This is a genomic window from Nocardia sp. CA-290969, from assembly GCF_050936135.1.
Lineage (GTDB): Bacteria > Actinomycetota > Actinomycetes > Mycobacteriales > Mycobacteriaceae > Nocardia.
In genome coordinates, this window is sequence record NZ_JBNJNJ010000001.1 from 7,333,420 (window position 1) to 7,354,949 (window position 21,530).

Consider the following 21,530-nt stretch of genomic DNA (forward strand, 5'->3'; position numbering starts at 1 on the left):
CGGTTATCCGAACGGGACGAGTTCGTCGAAACGCATCGACGCGCGCCCGGCCGCCCGCCACGCCCGGGCCGTCAGGTCCACATCCTCGTCGGTGACCAGATTGCCCATTACCCGGACGGCGGTGCGCTGCAAGAGTTTCGACCGCATCACCGGAGGTCCGCCCATCGGCACCATCCGCGGATGGGTCGCCAGGCCGGCGATCCGGCGCGCCACCGAATACGTGCGGCCGTACTTGCGGCGCAACGTATCCGGCCACAGCCGGGTGAGATCGGGTTCGTCGAGCAGGCCGGCGAGCATATGCCCGCCCTCGAGCCCGTAGTCGATCCCTTCGCCGTTCAACGGGTTCACGCAGCCGGCGGCATCGCCGACCAGCACCCAGTTGCGGCCCGCGATACCGGAAACCGCGCCGCCCATCGGCAGTAGCGCCGAGGAGACCGCCCGCAGCGACCCGGTCAGCTCCCATTCCTCGCGGCGCAGCGTGGTGTAGTGCTCCAGCAGTGGTTTCAGTGCGATATGCGAGGGGCGCCGCTCGGTCGCCAGCGAACCGACCCCGATATTCACCTCGCCGTTGGCGAGCGGGAAGACCCAGCCGTAGCCGGGTACCAGTTCTCCTTCGGCATTGCGCAGCTCCAGATGGGAGGTGATCCACTGATCGGCGCTGCGCCCGGACGCGATATAGGCGCGTGCCGCCACCCCGTAGGCGTACTTCCGGTGCCAGGTGCGGCCGAGCAGCTTGCCGACCGGGGAGCGGACACCGTCGGCCACGACCAAGGTCTCGCAGCGGATCTCGGCTTCCCGGCCGCCCGTGCGCACCACCACACCGGTGACCCGGTCACCGTCTCGCGTGACCGCGGTGACCTTGCTGCCGTCGAACATCCGCGCCCCGGATTTCACGGCGGTATCGCGCAGTTTGTCGTCCAGTTCGGTGCGCGGTATCGCGCTGCCGTAAGTCGGGAACGAACCGGCCGGCCACGGCAGCAGCGCTTCGCGGCCGAACCCGGTCATCCGCAAACCGTGGTTGACGGTATGGGCGCGCACCCATTCGCCCAGACCCAGATGTTCCAGTTCGGCGGTCGCACGCGGTGTGAGACCGTCCCCGCAGGTCTTGTCCCGGGGAAACTCCGCCGAATCGAGCAACAGCACCTCACGACCCGCCCGTGCGGCCCACGCCGCCGCCGCCGAACCCGCGGGCCCGGCACCCACCACCAGCACCTGCGCGTGTGCGGGCAGCGGCCCCCGGTCGCTCTCGGCTGGTGTGGCTTCGGGTGCACCCATGCGGTCAATAGTTACAGGGCGCGGTGGGGGATGTCGATGGCGGTACCGTGCACAGCATGAGCGAGTCAGGCCCGGAGGCGGTAGCGCAGCGTGACCACGTAGGGCCCTCGCTCATGCTCGATCAATACAGTGACCGTGTTCATGGGGAGCTGCGGCATGGACACGCTAGGTTCATCACCGTGGGGTCGGACGCGTCCTTGGGAGAAGGTATGAGCACATCTGCTGTGAGCGAAGCCGGCACGGTGGTGGCGGGGGTGGACCTCGGAGACGCCGCCCTCGCCGCGACAGTGCGTTCAGGGCTCGACCGGGTGGAGGAGTTACTGGTCGAGGAACTGTCGGACGGTGCGTCCTTCCTGCAGGAAGCAGCGCTGCATCTGGCCAAGGCCGGGGGTAAACGGTTCCGCCCGCTGTTCACCATCCTCACCGGCCAGCTCGGCCCCCGCCCGGATGATCCGGATCTGATCACCGCCGGCACCGTCGTCGAACTGGTGCATCTGGCCACTCTGTATCACGACGATGTCATGGACGAGGCCACCATGCGCCGCGGCGCCCCGAGTGTGAACTCCCGCTGGGGCAACAGTGTGGCGATCCTGGCCGGCGACTACCTGTTCGCCCATGCCTCCCGCCTCACCTCCACCCTCGGCCCCGACGCCGTGCGGATCATCGCCGAAACCTTCGCCGAACTGGTCACCGGCCAGATGCGCGAAACCATGGGTGCCCGGGAATCCGCCGATCCGGTCGCGCACTACCTGAAGGTGGTCTGGGAGAAGACGGGTTCGCTGATCGCGGCCTCCGGCCGCTTCGGCGGCACGTTCTCCGGCGCCGGCCTCGATCATGTGGAGCGCCTGGCCCGTCTCGGCGACGCGGTGGGTACCGCCTTCCAGATTTCGGACGACATCATCGATATCTCGTCGGTCTCGGCGCAGTCCGGCAAAACCCCCGGCACCGATCTGCGGGAAGGTGTCCACACCCTCCCGGTTCTCTACGCCTTGCGCGACGAAGGCACCGACGGCGATCGCCTGCGTACTCTCCTGGACCACCCGCTGGAATCGGACGCCGAGGTCGCCGAAGCCCTGGAGCTGCTCGGCCGCTCCCCGGGTATGGCCCAGGCCAAGGAGAAGCTGCGCGAATACGCCGAGATCGCGCACACCGAACTGAGGGCCCTGCCCGCGGGTCCCGCGAACGACGCCCTCGTCCGCCTGGTCCGGTACACGATCGAACGCGTGGGGTGAACCCCGGCTCCGGCCGGTGACACCGGAACTTCAGGGCCTTCGTGGTCGTTGTCGTGGGGTAGCGGTTCTGGCCGAAATCCGCGCGTCCGAGCGCGCCACGAACACAGGAGTGCTATGCACGGGCACGGGTTTGCGAATGGGTGCAAAACGTTCGGGCTCATGGTCGGTCTTTCCGCGCTCATCGTGCTGGCGGGCGCGGCTTTCCGGAACACCACGATATTGGTGATCGCGGTACTACTCGCTGTGGCGATGAACGGCTACGCGTATTTCAACAGCGATAAACTCGCGCTGAAGGCGATGCGGGCGCAGCCGGTGAGTGAACTCGAGGCGCCCGTGATCTACCGGATCGTGCGTGAATTGGCGACCACCGCGCGCCAGCCGGTGCCGCGGCTCTATATCAGTCCGACGAATGCGCCGAATGCGTTCGCGACCGGGCGCAATCCCCGGCACGCGGCCGTCTGCTGTACCAGCGGCATTCTGCAGATTCTGGACGAGCGGGAATTGCGAGCCGTACTGGGACACGAACTCTCCCATGTCTACAACCGCGATATCCTGATCTCGTCGGTTGCCGGAGCGATGGCCGCGGTGATTTCCGGTCTGGCCAATTTCGCGTACTTCGCGGCCGCTTTCGGCGGTAACCGGGGAGGTTCCGGTCCGAATTTCATCGGTGTGCTGCTGGTCTCGCTGCTGGGCCCCATCGCCGCCGGGCTGATCAAGCTGGCGGTATCGCGGTCGCGCGAATATCAGGCCGACGAATCGGGTGCCGAACTGACCGGCGATCCGCTGGCGCTGGCTTCCGCGCTGCGGAAACTGGAGCGCGGGGTGCAGGCGGCGCCCTTGCCGCCCGAACCCCGGCTCACCGCGCAATCGCATCTGATGATCGCCAATCCGTTCCGTACCGGCGATCGGATGGCCCGGTTGTTCTCGACGCATCCGCCGATGTCCGACCGGATCGCCAGGCTGGAAGAGATGGCCGGCCGGCGCTGAAGTATTCCGGCTACCGGTAGTTCACGAACTGCAGCGCGATACCGAAATCTTCGCCTTTGAGCAGGGAGATCACGGCCTGCAGATCGTCGCGTTTCTTACTGGTCACCCGTAACTCGTCGCCCTGTATCTGCGCTTTGACGCCCTTGGGGCCTTCGTCGCGGATCTTCTTCGAGATCTTCTTGGCGTGCTCGGTATCGATTCCCTGCACCAGCGATCCGGTGATCTTGTAAGTCTTACCGGAGGCCACCGGCTCGCCCGCGTCGAACGCCTTCAGCGAGATATCCCGGCGGATCAACTTCTCCTTGAAAACCTCGAGCGCGGCTTTGACCCGCTCCTCGGATTCTGCGGTGAGCACCACTTTGTCCTCGCCCGACCATTCGATGCCCGCGCCCGTGCCCCGGAAGTCGTAGCGCGTGTTCAGTTCCTTTTCGGCCTGGTGCAGCGCGTTGTCGACCTCCTGCCGTTCGACCTTGCTGACGATATCGAATGATGAATCGGCCACACTGCGCTCCTGTTCGCTGTTGGATCACCCTGAGTGCCTACGCAAGCTACCTCTTTTGTGTCCCGGCGCTGACCGGCCGTCTCGATCGCCGCGGCCCGGCGGCTGGTCGAGCAGGTTTTCCCGTCGCTGCCGCGGCAGGCCCGCCGGCGGTGTTCAGGGCAGCTGGCCAGCCGGTTTGCATTCCGGGTGCGGGTTCGTTGTATCCTGCTTTGCGCACTCGGAAAAGTGACCGAAAGGTCGGGAGTGCGGTACAAGGCAGGTTGCCCGAGCGGCCAATGGGAGCAGACTGTAAATCTGTCGGTGAAAGCCTACGTAGGTTCGAATCCTACACCTGCCACCACGAACCCCCGCCGGTGAAATCCGGCGGGGGTTCGATCGTTTCCGGGTGCCGAACACCCTCCGGTGCAACCAAAAAACAGGCTCTGACCACTCGGTTTGGTGCTGTCGGCGGTGAGTGTGTACTCTCGTTCAAGTCTTCGAGGCAACGGGCCGGAGTTCGCCGGTTCCGCTGCGGAGAAGTCGCGCCCCCTTAGCTCAGTCGGCAGAGCGTTTCCATGGTAAGGAAAAGGTCAACGGTTCGATTCCGTTAGGGGGCTCGCCGGATTGCCGGTGGTGTCCGACTCGGCACTCCAAGCCGCGACGTCGCCGTCGCAGATGGCGTATAAGGCGGTGTAGCTCAGGCGGTAGAGCAAACGACTCATAATCGTTGTGTCGCCGGTTCGAGTCCGGCCATCGCTACCCATACTGATTGACCCTCTGGTTGACCGGAAAGAAGGCATATCGTGGCCGCGAAGTCCACCGATGTCCGGCCAAAGATCACCTTGGCCTGCGAGCAGTGCAAGCATCGCAACTACATCACCAAGAAGAACCGGCGCAACGACCCGGATCGGCTGGAACTGAAGAAGTTCTGCCCGAACTGCGGCACGCACCGGGCGCATCGCGAATCCCGCTGAGCCTTGTATGTGGCGTCACCGCTCCGGCGGTGACGCACAATCCGCATGGGCAGATCGGGTGACGTCGATCGATACGATATCGGGTTTCGCGGTGTCGTGATCCCCGTGACGTGCCTTCCGGCTCGCTACAGTTATGGTTCTTCATGGGCGGGCTTCCCGCCCGTTCGCGGCCGGCGATGGGCCGCGGTATCGACCGGGCGGCTGTGCGGTTTCCCCTTCGGCTACACCGGCCTACCACCTTCTGGACCGAGGTCCAGCCGCCAAGCAGACTCCGTGCTGCGGGGTCAGATAGGTACAGTCCTCCCGTGACAACGAACACCGGAACAGACGAAGTGGCCGCGATGGAAGCGGAGTTCGATCCCGCCGCCCATGCTGCCGCGATGGTCGGTCACCACTACCGCGTCGACGACTATTACGAGGTCGGCCGTGAAAAGGTCCGGGAGTACGCCCGGGCCGTACAGGACAGTCACCCGGTGCACTGGGATGAAGATATCGCGCTGGAGTACGGCTACGACGGCCTGGTAGCCCCGGTCACCTTCATCTCGCTCGTCGGCATCCTGGCCCAGCGCAAGCTCTTCGAAACGGTCGTCACCGGCTATGACCTGAGCCAGATCATGCAGACCGACCAGATCCTGGAATTCCACCGCCCGATCCTCGTGGGCGACCGGTTGACCTGCGACGTCTACCTGCATTCCTTCCGCCAGGCGTTCGGCGGCGACATCATCGTCACCAAGAACATCGTCACCGATCAGCACGACGAAGTGGTGCTCACCACCTACACCACCCTGGTCGGCCGCAGCGGCGGTGATATCGATCCCAATCTCAACGAGGCCGTGCGCAAGGTACTCATGCACGGCATGGAAGCCTCCCTGCCCGACCACACGCCGCGCTCGCATCCCGCACCGCCGGCCCTGGCGGCGGAGAAGGTGGTGCCCACCCGGTTCGCGCGTTCCTTCGACGACGTCACCGTCGGCGAGGAGCTGCCCGCCCGGCTGGTGCGCCTCACCCGCGGCGATCTGGTGAACTACGCCGGTGTCTCCGGCGACGCCAACCCGATCCACTGGAGCGACGAAGTCGTCAAGCTCGTGGACCTGGACACTTGCGTCGGGCACGGCATGCTCTCCATGGGCCTCGGCGGCGGATTCGTGACTTCCTGGCTGGGTGACCCGGGCGCGGTGAAGGAATACAACGTACGGTTCACCAGCCCGGTCTTCGTGAGCGCGACCGAGCCCGCCGAGGTCGAATTCACCGGCAAGGTGAAGTCGCTGGATCCGGAAACCCGGACCGCGGTGATCGCGATCGTCGCCAAATCCGGCGGGCGCAAGATCTTCGGCCGGGCCACGGCAACCGTCCAGTTGTCCTGACCTGGTCGAGCGTCCCGATTGGCTTCTGTTGCCGACCGTGCCGTACACTCGGGTTTCTGGGGTCACCAGCCGATGCGCGCTGCTCTGCAAGGCTGGTTCCAGGCGGGGTTCTTGAGTGTCGGCCACACCGGCTGAGTAGGCTCGGGTCGATCCGGTTGTACCGGGCCCGCCGACGGGGCCGGCATCTGCCGGAGCGGCGCGCGTGTTGTGTGGCACCAGCGCCGATAATTGAATACCGCAGTGTGGCTGGATCGAATGGCAGTATCCGGTTCAGCCGAAGGGGCGTAGCTCAAATGGCAGAGCAGCGGTCTCCAAAACCGCAGGTTGCAGGTTCAAGTCCTGTCGCCCCTGCCCTGGATGCCCGGCGATGAGAGAGGATCGACGTGACCGACGAGCGGGATGACACCGCCGCCGCGCAGCGGCCGAGCGGAAAGCGCTCCGCTCGGCGGGGCCGGTCCGCTACGTCGGGCGCGTCCGATACCGGTTCGATCGCGACCATCGATCGGCCCGCGCGTAAGGACGACAAGAAGTCCGGCCGGGCCGAGCGGGACGGGTCACGGAATCCGTTCAAACGCTTGTTCAAGTTCCTGCGTGAGGTGATCGCGGAACTGCGGAAGGTTATCTGGCCCAACCGGAAGCAGATGGTCACCTATACGACCGTTGTTCTGGTGTTCGTGATCTTCATGGTCGCGTTCATCAGCGGGTTGGATCTGGCGTTCATCAAGGGTGTCGACTGGTTGTTCGGCTAGCCAGGCGATATCGGCGCCGGTGCCCCGATCCGCGCCCGCGGGCCGGACGCCAGACAAGACCGCCGCGCCCGAACCCGGCACGCAGAGGATGCACGTGACGACACAGGAAGCGAGTGCCCAGTGAGCACCCCGGAGAACGACACCACCGACGAGTTCCCGGTCGACGATCAGGCGGCCGAGGAGGCTGCCGTACACGTCGAGGAGCCGGCGTCCGACGCCGAGCCCGAGGCTGCCGACGAGGCCGCACCCGCATCCGCCGACGAAGGTGAACCGGATCCGGTCGAGCAGATGAAGGCCGTATTGCGGCGTGCTCCCGGTGACTGGTACGTCATCCACTCGTATGCCGGCTACGAGAACAAGGTGAAGACCAATCTCGAGACCCGCGTGCAGAACCTGGACCTGGAGGATTACATCTTCCAGGTGGAGGTGCCCACCGAAGAGGTCACCGAGATCAAGAACGGTCAGCGCAAGAGCGTCAACCGCAAGGTGCTGCCGGGCTACATCCTGGTGCGGATGGACCTGAACGACGAGTCCTGGGGCGCGGTGCGCAACACCCCCGGTGTCACGGGGTTCGTCGGCGCGACCTCGCGCCCCTCCCCGCTGACCATCAACGAAGTGGTGAAATTCCTGGTCCCGGCCGCCCAGCAGAAGAAGGCCGCCGCGCCCGCTGCTGCCGCGGCCACTCCGGAGACCGCCGGCGAAACCCCGGCCAAGCCGGCCATCGAGGTCGATTTCGAGGTCGGCGAATCGGTGACCGTGATGGACGGCCCGTTCGCGACGCTGCCCGCCACGATTTCCGAGGTCAACGCCGAACAGCAGAAGCTCAAGGTGCTGGTCTCGATCTTCGGTCGCGAGACGCCGGTCGAGCTGGAATTCACCAAGGTCGCCAAGATCTAGCGGCGGCGCCTGTGCCTCCCGGGGCGGTTGTCCCCGGGCCGGACCTTGCAGAGCGCAAGGAACACCACACAACTAGGAAAGAAAGATGCCCCCCAAGAAGAAGAAGCTCGCCGGGATCATCAAGCTTCAGATCCAGGCCGGCCAGGCGAATCCGGCTCCGCCGGTGGGCCCGGCGCTCGGCCAGCACGGCGTCAACATCATGGAGTTCTGCAAGGCCTACAACGCCGCGACCGAATCGCAGCGCGGCAATGTGGTGCCGGTCGAGATCTCGGTGTACGAGGATCGGTCCTTCGACTTCAAGCTGAAGACCCCGCCCGCCGCCAAGCTGCTGCTCAAGGCCGCCGGTGTGCAGAAGGGTTCGCCCGAGCCGCACCGCAACAAGGTCGCCACGGTGACCATGGATCAGGTGCGCGAGATCGCCAAGACCAAGCAGGAAGATCTGAACGCCAACGATATCGATCAGGCGGCCAAGATCATCGCCGGCACCGCGCGCTCGATGGGAATCACCGTCGAGGGCTGACGGTCGTCGATCCCGCTTTTCGGTGGGAGGGCCGGCCAGGCCCGATAACCACGGCTGAACCACACATAAGGACAGAGAAACATGGCAAAACGAAGCAAGGCGTATCTCGCCGCGGCCGAGAAGGTCGACCGGACCAAGCTCTACTCCCCGCTGGCCGCCGCGCGGCTGGCCAAGGAGACCGCCACCGCCAAGACCGACGCGACCGTCGAGGTCGCGGTACGGCTCGGTGTGGATCCCCGTAAGGCCGACCAGATGGTCCGCGGCACCGTGAACCTGCCGCACGGCACCGGTAAAACCGCCCGCGTCATCGTGTTCGCGGCCGGTGAGAAGGCCGCCGAGGCCGAGGCCGCCGGTGCGGACGCCGTCGGCGCCGAGGATCTGATCGAGCGGATCCAGGGCGGCTGGCTCGATTTCGACGCCGCGATCGCCACCCCCGACCAGATGGCCAAGGTCGGCCGGATCGCGCGTGTCCTGGGCCCGCGTGGTCTGATGCCGAACCCGAAGACCGGCACGGTCACCACCGATGTCACCAAGGCGGTCAACGACATCAAGGGCGGCAAGATCAACTTCCGCGTCGACAAGCAGGCCAACCTGCACTTCGTCATCGGCAAGGCGTCCTTCGACGACAACAAGCTGGTGGAGAACTACGGTGCCGCGCTGGACGAGATCCTGCGCGCCAAGCCGTCGACCGCCAAGGGCCGTTACGTCAAGAAGGTGACGGTTTCGACGAACACCGGACCGGGCATCCCGGTGGACCCGAACCGCACCCGCAACCTCCTGGAAGAGGACGCGACCGCGTAAGGCGCTCAGCAAGTAGACCGGTAGCGGTGGGAACGGATATCCGTTCCCACCGCTATCGTCGTTTCCGGGCCGGTGTCGTGCCCCGAGTACGCCGGGGATTTCGTCGCCGCCGGCGGGGGTCGGTAGCCCGTTTTGCCAGGACAGGGCTTTACCAGGTACGCTTGCTCAGGTTGTCGACCGGTTCGACACCACCCAATCTGTTCTACCGAAGACCGTAGGTCTGCCGATTCCGTACGGAATCGGCCGAAGGTCCGGCGAGAGTGCCGGCGGCCCACGCAGGGAGAGCCGAGGCTGGGAGTGAGCACAGGATTCGTCGCTGTGCCGGATACTCTTTCGCGCCCCGGAACGCTCTGCGTTCGGGGCGCTTGTTCTTTCGCCGGCCCCTGATTCGGTAGGGCAACACCCGAACCGACATCAGAGAGGAGGCGAAGTATGGCGAAACCCGAGAAGGTTGCCGCGGTCGCGGAGATCACCGAGCAGTTCAAGGGCTCGACGGCAGCAGTTATCACGGAATACCGTGGCCTGTCCGTCGGTGCCCTCACCGAACTGCGCCGTGCGCTCGGTGCCGACACCACGTACTCCGTCGCCAAGAACACCCTGGTGAAGCGCGCTGCGGCCGAGGCCGGTGTGGAGGGCCTGGACGACCTGTTCGTCGGACCCACCGCGATCGCGTTCATCTCCGGTGAACCCGTCGAGGCCGCCAAGGCCCTCAAGACCTTCGCCAAGGATCACAAGGCGCTGGTCATCAAGGGCGGCTACATGGACGGCGCTCCGCTGTCCGTGTCCGAGGTCGAGCGGATCGCCGATCTGGAGTCCCGCGAGGTCCTGCTGGCCAAGCTGGCCGGTGCCATGAAGGGCAACCTGGCCAAGGCCGCCGGTCTGTTCAACGCTCCCGCTTCGCAGGTGGCCCGCCTGGCCGCCGCGCTGCAGGAGAAGAAGCAGGCCGAAGGCGGAGACGCCGCCGCGGAGTAACACCTTCCGCATCCCCCGCGGAACGGTCGCTCCCGGCCGCCCCGCACAGACGTTCACTATCGAAAGGAAACAACAATGGCCAACGTTGACGAGCTGCTCGAAACCTTCGGCAACATGACCCTGCTCGAGCTGTCGGACTTCGTGAAGAAGTTCGAGGAGAAGTTCGAGGTCACCGCCGCTGCTCCGGTCGCTGTCGCCGCCGCCGGTGCCGCCCCGGCCGCCGCCGAGGCCGCCGAGGAGCAGGACGAGTTCGACGTCATCCTCGAGGGTGCCGGCGATAAGAAGATCCAGGTCATCAAGGTGGTCCGTGAGATCGTCTCCGGCCTGGGCCTGAAGGAAGCCAAGGACCTCGTCGAGGGCGCCCCGAAGCCCATCCTGGAGAAGGTGGCCAAGGACGCCGCCGATGCCGCCAAGGAGAAGCTGGAAGCGGCCGGCGCCAAGGTTTCGGTCAAGTAATCACGACCGACAGCGGAAAACGGGCGGTTCCTCCGAGGAACCGCCCGTTTTTCTTGTTCGCAGGTTAACCACCATTCTTTGGTGTGGACACTCGCACGCATGGTTACTCTTCGGTCAGGTCGGGTGTGTTACAGCGGCCGCATGAGATACAGTGGCCGGACCCACTGTGACGTGACGCACCGCTACCGGGTCAGCGGTGCCGAGTGGGTAGCTCGCTGAGAAATGTGGAGGTTGGCGTGGGCGTCGAGGTCAGGACCGAGAGTGTAACCAAGTCGTTCGGTTCACAACGGATTTGGCAGGACGTTTCTATTACCCTGCCTGCCGGTGAGGTCAGCGCGCTGCTGGGCCCGTCGGGTACCGGTAAGTCCGTATTCCTGAAGTCGCTTATCGGCCTGCTGCGGCCGGAGCGTGGATCCATTTTCATCGGTGATACCGATATCACCACGTGCTCCAACAAGGAGCTCTACGAGATCCGCAAACTGTTCGGCGTGCTGTTCCAGGACGGCGCACTGTTCGGTTCGATGAATCTCTTCGACAATGTGGCCTTCCCGCTGCGCGAGCACACCAAGAAATCCGAATCCGATATCCGCAAGATCGTGATGGAGAAGCTGGAGCTCACCGGTCTTCTCGGCGCCGAGGGCAAACTGCCCGGCGAGATCTCCGGCGGTATGCGCAAACGCGCCGGTCTGGCGCGCGCGCTGGTGCTCGATCCGCAGATCATCCTGGTCGACGAGCCCGACTCGGGCCTGGATCCGGTGCGTACCTCGTATCTCAGCCAGCTGCTGATCGATATCAACGCCCAGATCGACGCCACGATCCTCATCGTGACGCACAACATCAACCTGGCGCGTACGGTGCCCGACAACATCGGCATGCTGTTCCGCCGCCAGCTGGTGATGTTCGGCCCGCGCGAGGTGCTGCTCACCAGCGACGAGCCGGTGGTCAAGCAGTTCCTCAACGGTCGCATGATCGGCCCCATCGGTATGTCCGAGGAGAAGGACGAAGCCCAGATGGCGCGCGAGCAGGCGATGGTCGATGCGGGCCATCACCACGGTGGTGCCGAAGAGGTCGAGGGCATCATCCCGCAGATGAAGGCGCAGCCGGGTATGCCGGTGCGGCAGGCCGTGCAGCGCCGGAAGAACCGGGTCCGCGAGATCATGCACACCCTGCCGGCCGCGGCGCAGGCCGCGATTCGTGAATCGCTCGATCAGAACGATGAGACGATGGTCATGTCCTACAACTCCGGGCAGCAGCTCGGTGCGGGCGATCGGGGTAACGATTTCCCCGGTTCGGACTTCGACACCATGCAGTACCCGAAGGTCTGACAGTACTCGCTGGCGAAAAGCAGCGCGTCGGGTTCCCCACCCGGCGCGCTGTTCTTTGTCCGGGTCATCGCCGTGACTTCCCGGGTGCCACCGCCGCATCGGTGCGGCTCGAACTGGGGTTACGGCTGATCTTGTTGGAGCCCGGGAAACCGGCAGACCGCCAGGTCGGCACGGGCACTTGACGAGTTTCGCCGGACCAGTCACGCTATTGGAGGCAGCTTCTGTTGCCTCGGTAGTGCACGACCACCGACGCCGAATCGGCTCTCGCCGGCGCGGCCGCGGTCCGGAACGCAGCCAGCGGAACCGGCCCGGCGCGTCAGCCGGACAGCGGTTCGCCGGGGTGGTACTTTGACACCTCCGTATAGGTAGGTGTAGGTTTGGACGTTGCGCTGGCTGCCTCCTGTCCATACCTTGATCGCACTACGAAAGTTCCACCCTTCCGGTGTTGCTTCCGTTGTTTGCTGTTCGAGTCTCGTTCGGGTTGTGACCAGCGAGAATCCCAAAATGTAGCAGACAAGCGACGGTCGCGGACCACCACGCGACGCGCGTGAGGTGCTGGAAGGACGCATCTTGGCAGTCTCCACCCAGACAAGCGCCAATACGAAGCTGGGAGTTTCCGGAGGTATCCCCGGGGCTCCGTTGCGGGTGTCTTTCGCGAAGCTCCGGGAGCCGCTGGAGGTGCCCGGACTTCTCGATCTACAAACGGAATCTTTCGCCTGGCTGGTCGGCACGCCGGAATGGCGCGAGCGGGCAGCCGCTCGTGGCGACGGCGGGCTGGTCGGCGGGCTCGAAGAGGTCCTCGAGGAGCTGTCGCCGATCGAGGACTTCTCCGGTTCGATGTCCCTGTCCTTCTCCGATCCGCGCTTCGAAGAGGTCAAGGCCTCCATCGACGAGTGCAAAGACAAGGACATGACCTACGCGGCGCCGTTGTTCGTCACCGCGGAGTTCATCAACAACAACACCGGTGAGATCAAGAGCCAGACGGTCTTCATGGGTGATTTCCCGATGATGACCGATAAGGGCACCTTCATCATCAACGGCACCGAGCGTGTCGTGGTGTCCCAGCTGGTGCGCTCGCCGGGCGTCTATTTCGACCAGTCGGTCGACAAGAGCACCGAAAAGGATCTGCACAGCGTCCGGGTGATCCCGAGCCGCGGCGCCTGGCTGGAGTTCGACGTCGACAAGCGCGACACCGTCGGTGTGCGTATCGACCGCAAGCGCCGGCAGCCCGTCACCGTCCTGCTCAAGGCCCTCGGCTGGACCAACGAGGAAATCGTCGAGCGGTTCGGCTTCTCCGAGATCATGATGTCCACACTGGAGAAGGACAACACCGCCGGCCAGGACGAGGCCCTGCTCGATATCTACCGGAAACTGCGTCCGGGCGAACCGCCGACCAAGGAGTCCGCGCAGACCCTGCTGGAGAACCTGTTCTTCAAGGAGAAGCGCTACGACCTGGCCCGCGTGGGCCGGTACAAGGTCAACAAGAAGCTCGGCATCAACGCCGGCGTCCCGGTCACCGGTTCGGTACTGACCAAGGACGATATCGTCGCGATCATCGAGTACCTGGTCCGCCTGCATCAGGGCGACCGGTCGATGACCGTCCCCGGCGGCGTCGAGGTGCCGGTGGAGGTCGACGATATCGATCACTTCGGTAATCGCCGTATCCGCACCGTCGGTGAGCTGATCCAGAACCAGATCCGCGTCGGCCTGTCCCGGATGGAACGCGTCGTGCGTGAGCGCATGACCACCCAGGACGTCGAGGCCATCACGCCGCAGACCCTGATCAACATCCGTCCCGTCGTGGCGGCGATCAAGGAATTCTTCGGCACCTCGCAGCTGTCGCAGTTCATGGACCAGAACAACCCGCTGTCGGGCCTGACCCACAAGCGCCGCCTGAACGCGCTGGGCCCGGGTGGTCTGTCCCGGGAACGCGCCGGCCTCGAGGTCCGCGACGTCCACCCGTCGCACTACGGCCGGATGTGCCCGATCGAGACCCCGGAAGGCCCGAATATCGGCCTGATCGGCTCGCTCGCGGTGTACGCGCGGGTCAACCCGTTCGGATTCATCGAGACGCCGTACCGCAAGGTCGTCGACGGCCGGGTCACCGACGAGGTCGTCTACCTGACCGCCGACGAAGAGGACCGGCACACTCGTGCCCAGGCCAATTCGCCGATCGACGCGGACGGCCGTTTCATCGACGACCGCATCCTCGCCCGTAAGGGCAACGAGGAGATGGAATTCGTCGGCCCGGGTGAGGTCGACTACATGGATGTCTCGCCGCGCCAGATGGTGTCGGTGGCGACCGCCATGATTCCGTTCCTCGAGCACGACGACGCCAACCGTGCCCTCATGGGTGCGAACATGCAGCGTCAGGCCGTGCCGCTGATCCGTTCCGAGGCGCCCGTCGTGGGCACCGGTATGGAGCTGCGGGCCGCGGTCGACGCCGGCGATGTGGTCGTGAACGACAAGGCCGGTGTGGTCGAAGAGGTTTCCGCCGACTACATCACCGTCATGCACGACGACGGCACCCGCCGCAGCTACCGGATGCGTAAGTTCGCCCGCTCCAACCAGGGCACCTGCGCCAACCAGCGGCCGATCGTGGACGAGGGCCAGCGGGTCGAGGTCGGCCAGGTGCTGGCCGACGGGCCGTGCACCGAGAACGGTGAGATGGCGCTGGGCAAGAACCTGCTCGTCGCGATCATGCCGTGGGAGGGTCACAACTACGAGGACGCGATCATCCTGTCGCAGCGCCTCGTGGAGGACGACGTTCTCACCTCGATCCATATCGAAGAGCACGAGATCGACGCCCGCGACACCAAGCTGGGCGCCGAGGAGATCACCCGGGACATCCCGAACGTCTCCGACGAGGTGCTGGCCGATCTGGACGAGCGCGGCATCGTGCGTATCGGTGCCGAGGTCCGCGACGGCGACATCCTGGTCGGCAAGGTCACCCCGAAGGGTGAAACCGAGCTGACCCCGGAGGAGCGGCTGCTGCGCGCGATCTTCGGTGAGAAGGCGCGCGAGGTGCGCGATACCTCGCTGAAGGTGCCGCACGGCGAATCCGGCAAGGTCATCGGTATCCGGGTGTTCTCCCGCGAGGACGACGACGATCTGCCTCCGGGTGTGAACGAGCTGGTCCGGGTGTACGTGGCGCAGAAGCGCAAGATCCAGGACGGCGACAAGCTGGCCGGCCGGCACGGCAACAAGGGTGTTATCGGCAAGATCCTGCCGACCGAGGATATGCCGTTCCTGCCGGACGGCACCCCGGTCGACATCATCCTGAACACCCACGGTGTGCCGCGTCGTATGAACATCGGCCAGATCCTGGAAACCCACCTCGGCTGGATCGGCAAGGCGGGCTGGAAGGTCGATATCGCCACCGACGGCACCCGTCCCGAGTGGGCGAAGGCGCTGCCGGAGGAAATGCTGGGCGCCCCGGCCGACTCCAATATCGCGACCCCCGTCTTCGACGGTGCCCGCGAGGAGGAGCTCACCGGTCTGCTCAGCTCGACGCTGCCCAACCGCGACGGCGAGCGGATGGTCGACGACAACGGTAAGGCGACACTGTTCGACGGCCGGTCCGGCGAACCGTTCCCGTACCCGGTGGCGGTCGGCTACATGTACATCCTGAAGCTGCACCACCTGGTCGACGACAAGATCCACGCCCGTTCGACCGGCCCGTACTCGATGATCACGCAGCAGCCGCTGGGTGGTAAGGCGCAGTTCGGTGGTCAGCGTTTCGGCGAAATGGAATGCTGGGCCATGCAGGCCTACGGCGCCGCCTACACCCTGCAGGAACTGCTGACCATCAAGTCCGACGACGTGGTGGGCCGGGTGAAGGTCTACGAGGCGATCGTCAAGGGCGAGAACATTCCGGAGCCGGGCATTCCGGAATCGTTCAAGGTTCTGCTCAAGGAACTCCAGTCGCTGTGCCTCAATGTCGAGGTGCTGTCGTCCGACGGCGCCGCGATCGAGATGCGCGACGGCGACGACGAGGACCTGGAGCGGGCGGCGGCCAACCTGGGCATCAACCTGTCCCGGAACGAAGCGGCCACCGTCGACGATCTGGCGAACTAGGGCGTTGGCCGGGTGCCGCAGTCACGACTCGGCACCCGGCTGGTGCGTTCGAACCAATAGAGAACTTTTGCTCGTATTCGACCCGCACAGGGGAAAGGAAGTTACGTGCTAGACGTCAACTTCTTCGATGAACTCCGGATCGGCCTGGCCACCGCCGAGGACATCCGTAACTGGTCCTACGGCGAGGTGAAGAAACCGGAGACCATCAACTACCGCACGCTCAAGCCCGAGAAGGACGGCTTGTTCTGCGAGAAGATCTTCGGTCCCACCCGGGACTGGGAGTGCTACTGCGGTAAGTACAAGCGTGTCCGCTTCAAGGGCATCATCTGCGAGCGCTGCGGCGTCGAGGTGACCCGCGCCAAGGTGCGCCGTGAGCGGATGGGCCATATCGAACTGGCCGCCCCGGTCACCCACATCTGGTACTTCAAGGGTGTGCCGAGCCGGCTCGGCTACCTGCTCGACCTGGCGCCGAAGGATCTGGAAAAGATCATCTACTTCGCCGCCTACGTCATCACCGCTGTCGACGACGAAATGCGGCACAACGAGCTGTCGACGCTCGAAGCGGAGATGGAGGTCGAGAAGAAGACCGTCACCGATCAGCGCGACGCCGATCTCGAGGCCCGGGCGCAGAAGCTCGAAGCCGATATCGCCGAGCTGGAGGCCGAGGGCGCCAAGTCCGATGTCCGCCGCAAGGTCAAGGACGGCGGCGAGCGCGAGATGAAGCAGATCCGCGACCGTGCCCAGCGTGAGCTGGACCGGCTCGAGGAGATCTGGAACACCTTCACCAAGCTGGCTCCCAAGCAGCTGATCGTGGACGAGGTCCTCTACCGCGAGCTGCAGGACCGGTACGGCGAGTACTTCACCGGCGCGATGGGTGCGGAGTCCATCCAGAAGCTGATGGAGAACTTCGATATCGAGGCCGAGGCCGAGAACCTGCGGGAGACCATCCGCAGCGGTAAAGGCCAGAAGAAGCTGCGTGCGCTCAAGCGGCTCAAGGTCGTCGCGGCGTTCCAGTCCAACGGCAACTCGCCGATGGGCATGGTGCTCGACGCCGTTCCGGTGATCCCGCCGGAGCTGCGGCCGATGGTTCAGCTCGACGGTGGCCGGTTCGCCACCTCCGACCTGAACGACCTGTACCGCCGCGTGATCAACCGCAACAACCGCCTCAAGCGACTGATCGACCTCGGTGCGCCCGAGATCATCGTCAACAACGAGAAGCGGATGCTGCAGGAATCCGTGGACGCGCTGTTCGACAACGGCCGTCGCGGCCGGCCGGTCACCGGTCCGGGTAACCGTCCGCTCAAGTCGCTGTCCGATCTGCTCAAGGGCAAGCAGGGCCGCTTCCGGCAGAACCTGCTCGGTAAGCGCGTCGACTACTCCGGTCGTTCGGTCATCGTCGTCGGCCCGCAGCTGAAACTGCATCAGTGTGGTCTGCCGAAGCTGATGGCGCTGGAGCTGTTCAAGCCGTTCGTGATGAAGCGGCTGGTCGACCTGAACCATGCGCAGAACATCAAATCCGCGAAGCGGATGGTGGAGCGGCAGCGGCCGCAGGTGTGGGACGTCCTCGAAGAGGTCATCGCCGAGCACCCCGTGCTGCTGAACCGTGCACCCACCCTGCACCGTCTCGGTATCCAGGCCTTCGAGCCGCAGCTGGTCGAGGGTAAGGCCATCCAGCTGCACCCGCTGGTCTGTGAGGCGTTCAACGCCGACTTCGACGGTGACCAGATGGCCGTGCACCTGCCGCTGAGCGCGGAGGCGCAGGCCGAGGCCCGCATCCTGATGCTGTCCTCGAACAACATCCTGTCGCCGGCCTCCGGCCGCCCGCTCGCCATGCCCCGTCTGGACATGGTGACCGGCCTGTACTACCTGACCCGCCTCGACGAAGGCGCCAAGGGCGAGTACCGGCCGGCGACCGCCGACGGCCCGGAGACCGGCGTGTACTCCTCGCCCGCCGAGGCGCAGATGGCGGTCGACCGCGGTGAGCTCACCGTGCGCTCGAGCATCAAGGTGCGGCTGACCGATCAGCGTCCGCCCAAGGATGTCGAGGCAGAGCTGTTCCCGGACGGCTGGCGCCGCGGTGATGCCTGGACCACCCACACCACGCTGGGACGGGTGCTGTTCAACGAGCTGCTCCCCGCGGACTACGCGTTCATCAACGAGCCCATGCCGAAGAAGCGGCAGGCGACGATCATCAACGATCTCGCCGAGCGGTATCCGATGATCGTGGTCGCGCAGACCGTCGACAAGCTCAAGGACGCCGGCTTCTACTGGGCCACGCGTTCCGGTGTCACCGTCTCCATGTCGGACGTGCTCGTTCCGCCGGAGAAGGCCGAGATCATGGAGCGCTACGAGGCGCAGTCCGATCAGATCGAGAAGAAGTACCAGCGTGGTGCGCTCGATCACCAGGAGCGCAACAACGCCCTGGTCAAGATCTGGCAGGAAGCGACCGAAGAGGTCGGTAAGGCGCTGCGCGCGCACTACCCGGCCGATAACCCGATCATCACGATCGTCGATTCGGGTGCCACGGGTAACTTCACCCAGACCCGTACCCTCGCGGGTATGAAGGGCCTGGTGACGAACCCGAAGGGTGAGTTCATCCCGCGGCCGATCAAGTCCTCGTTCCGTGAGGGCCTGACCGTTCTCGAGTACTTCATCAACACCCACGGTGCTCGTAAGGGTCTGGCCGATACCGCGCTGCGTACCGCCGACTCGGGTTACCTGACCCGTCGTCTGGTGGACGTGTCGCAGGACGTGATCGTGCGCGAAACCGACTGTGCGACCGAGCGCGGCATCGTCGTGCACATCGCGGAGAAGCAGCCGGACGGCACCATGATCCGCGATCCGCATGTGGAGACCTCGGCCTACGCCCGGACGCTCGCGTCCGACGCGGTGGACGCCAACGGCAACGTGGTGGTGACCAAGGGCGCCGACCTCGGCGACCCGGCCATCGAGGCGCTGCTGGAAGCCGGTATCACCGAGGTCCGGGTCCGCTCCGTGCTGACCTGCGGCACCGGCACCGGCGTCTGCGCGGTCTGCTACGGCCGTTCGATGGCGACCGGCAAGCTGGTCGATATCGGCGAGGCCGTCGGTATCGTCGCCGCCCAGTCCATCGGTGAGCCCGGTACCCAGCTGACCATGCGTACCTTCCACCAGGGTGGTGTCGCGGGTGACGACATCACCGGCGGTCTGCCGCGTGTGCAGGAGCTGTTCGAGGCGCGTGTGCCCAAGGGCAAGGCGCCCATCGCCGAGGTGTCGGGCCGGATCCGGCTGGAGGACGACGACCGCTTCTACAAGATCACCATCATCCCCGATGACGGTGGCGACGAAGTGGTCTACGACAAGCTGTCCAAGCGTCAGCGTCTGCGTGTCTTCAAGCACGACGACGGTTCCGAGCGTCTGCTCGCCGACGGCGATCATGTCGAGGTCGGCCAGCAGCTGCTGGAAGGCGCGGCGGATCCGCACGAGGTGCTGCGCGTGATGGGCCCCCGGCAGGTGCAGATCCACCTGGTCCACGAGGTCCAGGAGGTCTACCGCTCGCAGGGTGTGTCGATCCACGACAAGCACATCGAGGTCATCGTCCGCCAGATGCTGCGCCGGGTGACGATCATCGATTCGGGCGCCACCGAGTTCCTGCCCGGTTCGCTCACCGAGCGCGCCGAGTTCGAGGCGTCCAACCGCCGGGTCGTCGCCGAGGGCGGCGAGCCTGCGGCCGGCCGTCCGGTGCTGATGGGTATCACCAAGGCGTCGCTGGCCACCGATTCGTGGCTGTCGGCGGCGTCCTTCCAGGAGACCACCCGAGTACTGACGGATGCGGCGATCAACTGCCGCTCCGACAGGCTCATCGGCCTCAAGGAGAACGTGATCATCGGTAAGCTGATCCCGGCCGGTACCGGTATCAACCGGTACCGCAACATCCAGGTCCAGCCCACCGAGGAGGCCCGTGCCGCGGCGTACGCGGTGCCGTCCTACGACGACACCTACTACAGCCCGGAGGGCTTCGGCGCCACCACCGGTGCTGCGGTCCCGCTGGACGACTACGGATTCAGCGACTACCGGTAATCGCTGAGCAGCAGTAGCACGTCGGCCCCGCTCCTGAACGGAGCGGGGCCGATTGCGTAGGCGCCGCTTATCCGGAAAGCAGACGGGGCGGTGGTTTCACCGCACCTCAGCCCAGCCTTCGCCGTCCGGCACGGGCAGCGAAGTCGTCGAGGGCCTGAAGGATCTCGCGAGCCTGCCACATACGGTTGCGGCGCTTACCGGTGAATTCGGTGAGGATCCCGGCCTCGGCGAGGGGTGCGATGGCTCGCGCGGCGTTCGACGGTGTGGTGCCGAGTTCGCGGGCGATGGTCACCGCGTCGAACACGGGGATTCGTAGCGCCAGATCGGCGACCTGCCACGCCGTGGCTTGGGGCCTGGCCATGATGGTCTCGGCCCATTCGCTGCGGATATCGACGATTTCCGACAACAGTTGGCGAGCATTCGCGATGGCCGAGAACGAGGCCTCGGCCATCGCGGTCACTATCGGAGCAGGGTCGCCCGCTCGGTACGCGGTCAGTGCGGCGAAGTAGGAGTCGATGTCGGTCAAGAGGCCCGCGGCGATCGGGACGGTTACGTTGGGAGTGAGTTCCTTCGCGCGCAGAATCGAGTGGATGAGTGCTCGGCCCGTCCGCCCGTTCCCGTCGGAGAAGGGATGGATTGTTTCGAACTGAGCGTGCGCTACGGCCGCATGGGCCAGGACGGGGATATCGTCGCGGCGGATGAACTCCATCAAATCGGCCATTGCCGCCGGAACTTCGTGGTGATGTGGGGGAACGAAAGCAGCCCCGTGCGGGCCGTAGTTGTCGCCGCCGATCCACACCTGCTGGGTCCGCCATTGCCCGGCAGTTTCTGGGTCGTGCCCGGCCATCAGCGCGGCATGCACGGCAAGGACCAGGTCTTCGTCGAGTACGCCGTCCAGGTCGATAGCCGTTTGCATCGCATGGACGTTGCCGACGATCTCGACGGCGTTGCGCTGGTCGGTCGCGCCGAGTTCGGCGAGCGCGATGGCCTTCGCCCCGGAGGTCAAATTCTCGATCCGGGAGGACGAGGTCGACTCGGACCGAAGCAGGATCGCGCCGAAAGGAGCGAGCCGTGAGCCCGATTCCGCGTCGAAACGCGCGATTTCGGTCGAGGCTTCGTCGGCCACGGCGAGAACCGCGCTGGGTAGCCGGAGTGATTGTGCGGCAATCGCCGGCACAATGGCCGACCGGTACGGGCCTCGGTGGCGTTCTCGTATCCGCCGCGACACCAACTCGGGTGGGACAGTCGGAGTCCAGGTCTGTTCCTCCCAGCCGACAGGCGGCCATGACGAGCCCGGTGAATTCATTGCTGCAGTTTAAACTCAGTTTTGGGAAAAGTGAGTATAAGCGCCGCCGAGATGC

16 protein-coding genes and 4 tRNA genes are annotated in these 21,530 nt (G+C 65.3%); 17 read left to right on the top strand and 3 right to left on the bottom strand.

Features of this window, described 5'->3' with window-relative positions; all coding sequences use genetic code 11:
- Nucleotides 1–3: 3 nt before the first annotated feature.
- Nucleotides 4–1,275: a geranylgeranyl reductase family protein gene (locus ACQEVO_RS33720; RefSeq protein WP_432921029.1), complete on the bottom strand. Its 1,272-nt coding sequence runs from the start codon at nucleotides 1,273–1,275 to the stop codon at nucleotides 4–6.
- Nucleotides 1,276–1,484: 209 nt separating this feature from the next.
- Between ACQEVO_RS33720 and ACQEVO_RS33725 the strand changes: the two genes are divergently transcribed.
- Complete coding sequence (locus tag ACQEVO_RS33725; protein ID WP_432921032.1) at nucleotides 1,485–2,507, top strand: polyprenyl synthetase family protein; 1,023 nt, start codon at nucleotides 1,485–1,487, stop codon at nucleotides 2,505–2,507.
- A gap of 114 nt (nucleotides 2,508–2,621) precedes the next feature.
- A complete protein-coding gene (gene htpX / locus ACQEVO_RS33730) occupies nucleotides 2,622–3,494 on the top strand; it encodes a zinc metalloprotease HtpX (RefSeq protein WP_432921035.1) in 873 nt (290 codons plus the stop codon).
- Between the two features lie 10 nt (nucleotides 3,495–3,504).
- On the opposite strand, the gene ACQEVO_RS33735 is transcribed toward htpX, so the two are convergent.
- Nucleotides 3,505–3,996: a YajQ family cyclic di-GMP-binding protein gene (locus tag ACQEVO_RS33735; protein WP_195058564.1), complete on the bottom strand. Its 492-nt coding sequence runs from the start codon at nucleotides 3,994–3,996 to the stop codon at nucleotides 3,505–3,507.
- A 254-nt stretch (nucleotides 3,997–4,250) separates the two neighbouring features.
- Here ACQEVO_RS33735 and ACQEVO_RS33740 point away from each other — a divergent pair.
- The 15 genes from ACQEVO_RS33740 (at nucleotide 4,251) to ACQEVO_RS33810 (ending at nucleotide 20,169) form a co-directional block, all read left to right on the top strand.
- Nucleotides 4,251–4,336: transfer RNA gene (locus ACQEVO_RS33740), tRNA-Tyr, on the top strand.
- Between the two features lie 183 nt (nucleotides 4,337–4,519).
- A tRNA-Thr gene (locus ACQEVO_RS33745) sits at nucleotides 4,520–4,592 on the top strand.
- Between the two features lie 69 nt (nucleotides 4,593–4,661).
- Nucleotides 4,662–4,734 (top strand) — tRNA-Met (locus ACQEVO_RS33750).
- A gap of 44 nt (nucleotides 4,735–4,778) precedes the next feature.
- Nucleotides 4,779–4,949: a 50S ribosomal protein L33 gene (rpmG, locus tag ACQEVO_RS33755; protein ID WP_011211653.1), complete on the top strand. Its 171-nt coding sequence runs from the start codon at nucleotides 4,779–4,781 to the stop codon at nucleotides 4,947–4,949.
- A 341-nt stretch (nucleotides 4,950–5,290) separates the two neighbouring features.
- The gene (locus ACQEVO_RS33760) at nucleotides 5,291–6,313 is read left to right on the top strand and encodes a fused (3R)-hydroxyacyl-ACP dehydratase subunits HadA/HadB (protein ID WP_432923313.1); all 1,023 of its coding nucleotides are present in this window, start codon (nucleotides 5,291–5,293) and stop codon (nucleotides 6,311–6,313) included.
- Nucleotides 6,314–6,591: 278 nt separating this feature from the next.
- A tRNA-Trp gene (locus ACQEVO_RS33765) sits at nucleotides 6,592–6,664 on the top strand.
- A gap of 26 nt (nucleotides 6,665–6,690) precedes the next feature.
- Complete coding sequence (secE, locus tag ACQEVO_RS33770; RefSeq protein ID WP_432923316.1) at nucleotides 6,691–7,062, top strand: preprotein translocase subunit SecE; 372 nt, start codon at nucleotides 6,691–6,693, stop codon at nucleotides 7,060–7,062.
- A gap of 120 nt (nucleotides 7,063–7,182) precedes the next feature.
- Complete coding sequence (nusG, locus tag ACQEVO_RS33775; RefSeq protein WP_432921041.1) at nucleotides 7,183–7,959, top strand: transcription termination/antitermination protein NusG; 777 nt, start codon at nucleotides 7,183–7,185, stop codon at nucleotides 7,957–7,959.
- An 85-nt stretch (nucleotides 7,960–8,044) separates the two neighbouring features.
- Nucleotides 8,045–8,479, top strand: coding sequence for a 50S ribosomal protein L11 (gene rplK, locus ACQEVO_RS33780; RefSeq protein ID WP_280422046.1), 435 nt, complete (start codon nucleotides 8,045–8,047; stop codon nucleotides 8,477–8,479).
- Nucleotides 8,480–8,560: 81 nt separating this feature from the next.
- The gene (gene rplA / locus ACQEVO_RS33785; RefSeq protein ID WP_432921045.1) at nucleotides 8,561–9,280 is read left to right on the top strand and encodes a 50S ribosomal protein L1; all 720 of its coding nucleotides are present in this window, start codon (nucleotides 8,561–8,563) and stop codon (nucleotides 9,278–9,280) included.
- Nucleotides 9,281–9,712: 432 nt separating this feature from the next.
- On the top strand, nucleotides 9,713–10,252 hold the full coding sequence (gene rplJ / locus ACQEVO_RS33790; RefSeq protein ID WP_432921048.1) for a 50S ribosomal protein L10: 540 nt from the start codon (nucleotides 9,713–9,715) through the stop codon (nucleotides 10,250–10,252).
- Between the two features lie 75 nt (nucleotides 10,253–10,327).
- Complete coding sequence (gene rplL / locus ACQEVO_RS33795) at nucleotides 10,328–10,708, top strand: 50S ribosomal protein L7/L12 (protein ID WP_280422043.1); 381 nt, start codon at nucleotides 10,328–10,330, stop codon at nucleotides 10,706–10,708.
- A gap of 236 nt (nucleotides 10,709–10,944) precedes the next feature.
- Complete coding sequence (locus tag ACQEVO_RS33800; protein WP_280400930.1) at nucleotides 10,945–12,033, top strand: ABC transporter ATP-binding protein; 1,089 nt, start codon at nucleotides 10,945–10,947, stop codon at nucleotides 12,031–12,033.
- Nucleotides 12,034–12,585: 552 nt separating this feature from the next.
- Entirely contained in the window at nucleotides 12,586–16,110 is a 3,525-nt protein-coding gene (locus ACQEVO_RS33805) for a DNA-directed RNA polymerase subunit beta (RefSeq protein ID WP_432921052.1), read from the top strand.
- A 105-nt stretch (nucleotides 16,111–16,215) separates the two neighbouring features.
- Nucleotides 16,216–20,169 (top strand): DNA-directed RNA polymerase subunit beta', encoded by a 3,954-nt coding sequence (locus ACQEVO_RS33810; RefSeq protein ID WP_432921055.1) that lies wholly within the window; start codon nucleotides 16,216–16,218, stop codon nucleotides 20,167–20,169.
- A 106-nt stretch (nucleotides 20,170–20,275) separates the two neighbouring features.
- Here the strand turns inward: ACQEVO_RS33810 and ACQEVO_RS33815 are convergent, their stop codons facing one another.
- Nucleotides 20,276–21,475: a Fic family protein gene (locus ACQEVO_RS33815; protein WP_432921058.1), complete on the bottom strand. Its 1,200-nt coding sequence runs from the start codon at nucleotides 21,473–21,475 to the stop codon at nucleotides 20,276–20,278.
- Nucleotides 21,476–21,530: the final 55 nt, after the last annotated feature.

What these genes read in the sequence shown, in the direction of transcription:
- ACQEVO_RS33720 (WP_432921029.1), bottom strand. Translation starts at nt 1,275, where the DNA reads ATGGGTGCACCCGAAGCCACACCAGCCGAGAGCGACCGGGGGCCGCTG.
- ACQEVO_RS33725 (WP_432921032.1), top strand. Translation starts at nt 1,485, where the DNA reads ATGAGCACATCTGCTGTGAGCGAAGCCGGCACGGTGGTGGCGGGGGTG.
- htpX (WP_432921035.1), top strand. Translation starts at nt 2,622, where the DNA reads ATGCACGGGCACGGGTTTGCGAATGGGTGCAAAACGTTCGGGCTCATG.
- ACQEVO_RS33760 (WP_432923313.1), top strand. Translation starts at nt 5,291, where the DNA reads ATGGAAGCGGAGTTCGATCCCGCCGCCCATGCTGCCGCGATGGTCGGT.
- rplK (WP_280422046.1), top strand. Translation starts at nt 8,045, where the DNA reads ATGCCCCCCAAGAAGAAGAAGCTCGCCGGGATCATCAAGCTTCAGATC.
- rplA (WP_432921045.1), top strand. Translation starts at nt 8,561, where the DNA reads ATGGCAAAACGAAGCAAGGCGTATCTCGCCGCGGCCGAGAAGGTCGAC.
- rplJ (WP_432921048.1), top strand. Translation starts at nt 9,713, where the DNA reads ATGGCGAAACCCGAGAAGGTTGCCGCGGTCGCGGAGATCACCGAGCAG.
- rplL (WP_280422043.1), top strand. Translation starts at nt 10,328, where the DNA reads ATGGCCAACGTTGACGAGCTGCTCGAAACCTTCGGCAACATGACCCTG.
- ACQEVO_RS33815 (WP_432921058.1), bottom strand. Translation starts at nt 21,475, where the DNA reads ATGAATTCACCGGGCTCGTCATGGCCGCCTGTCGGCTGGGAGGAACAG.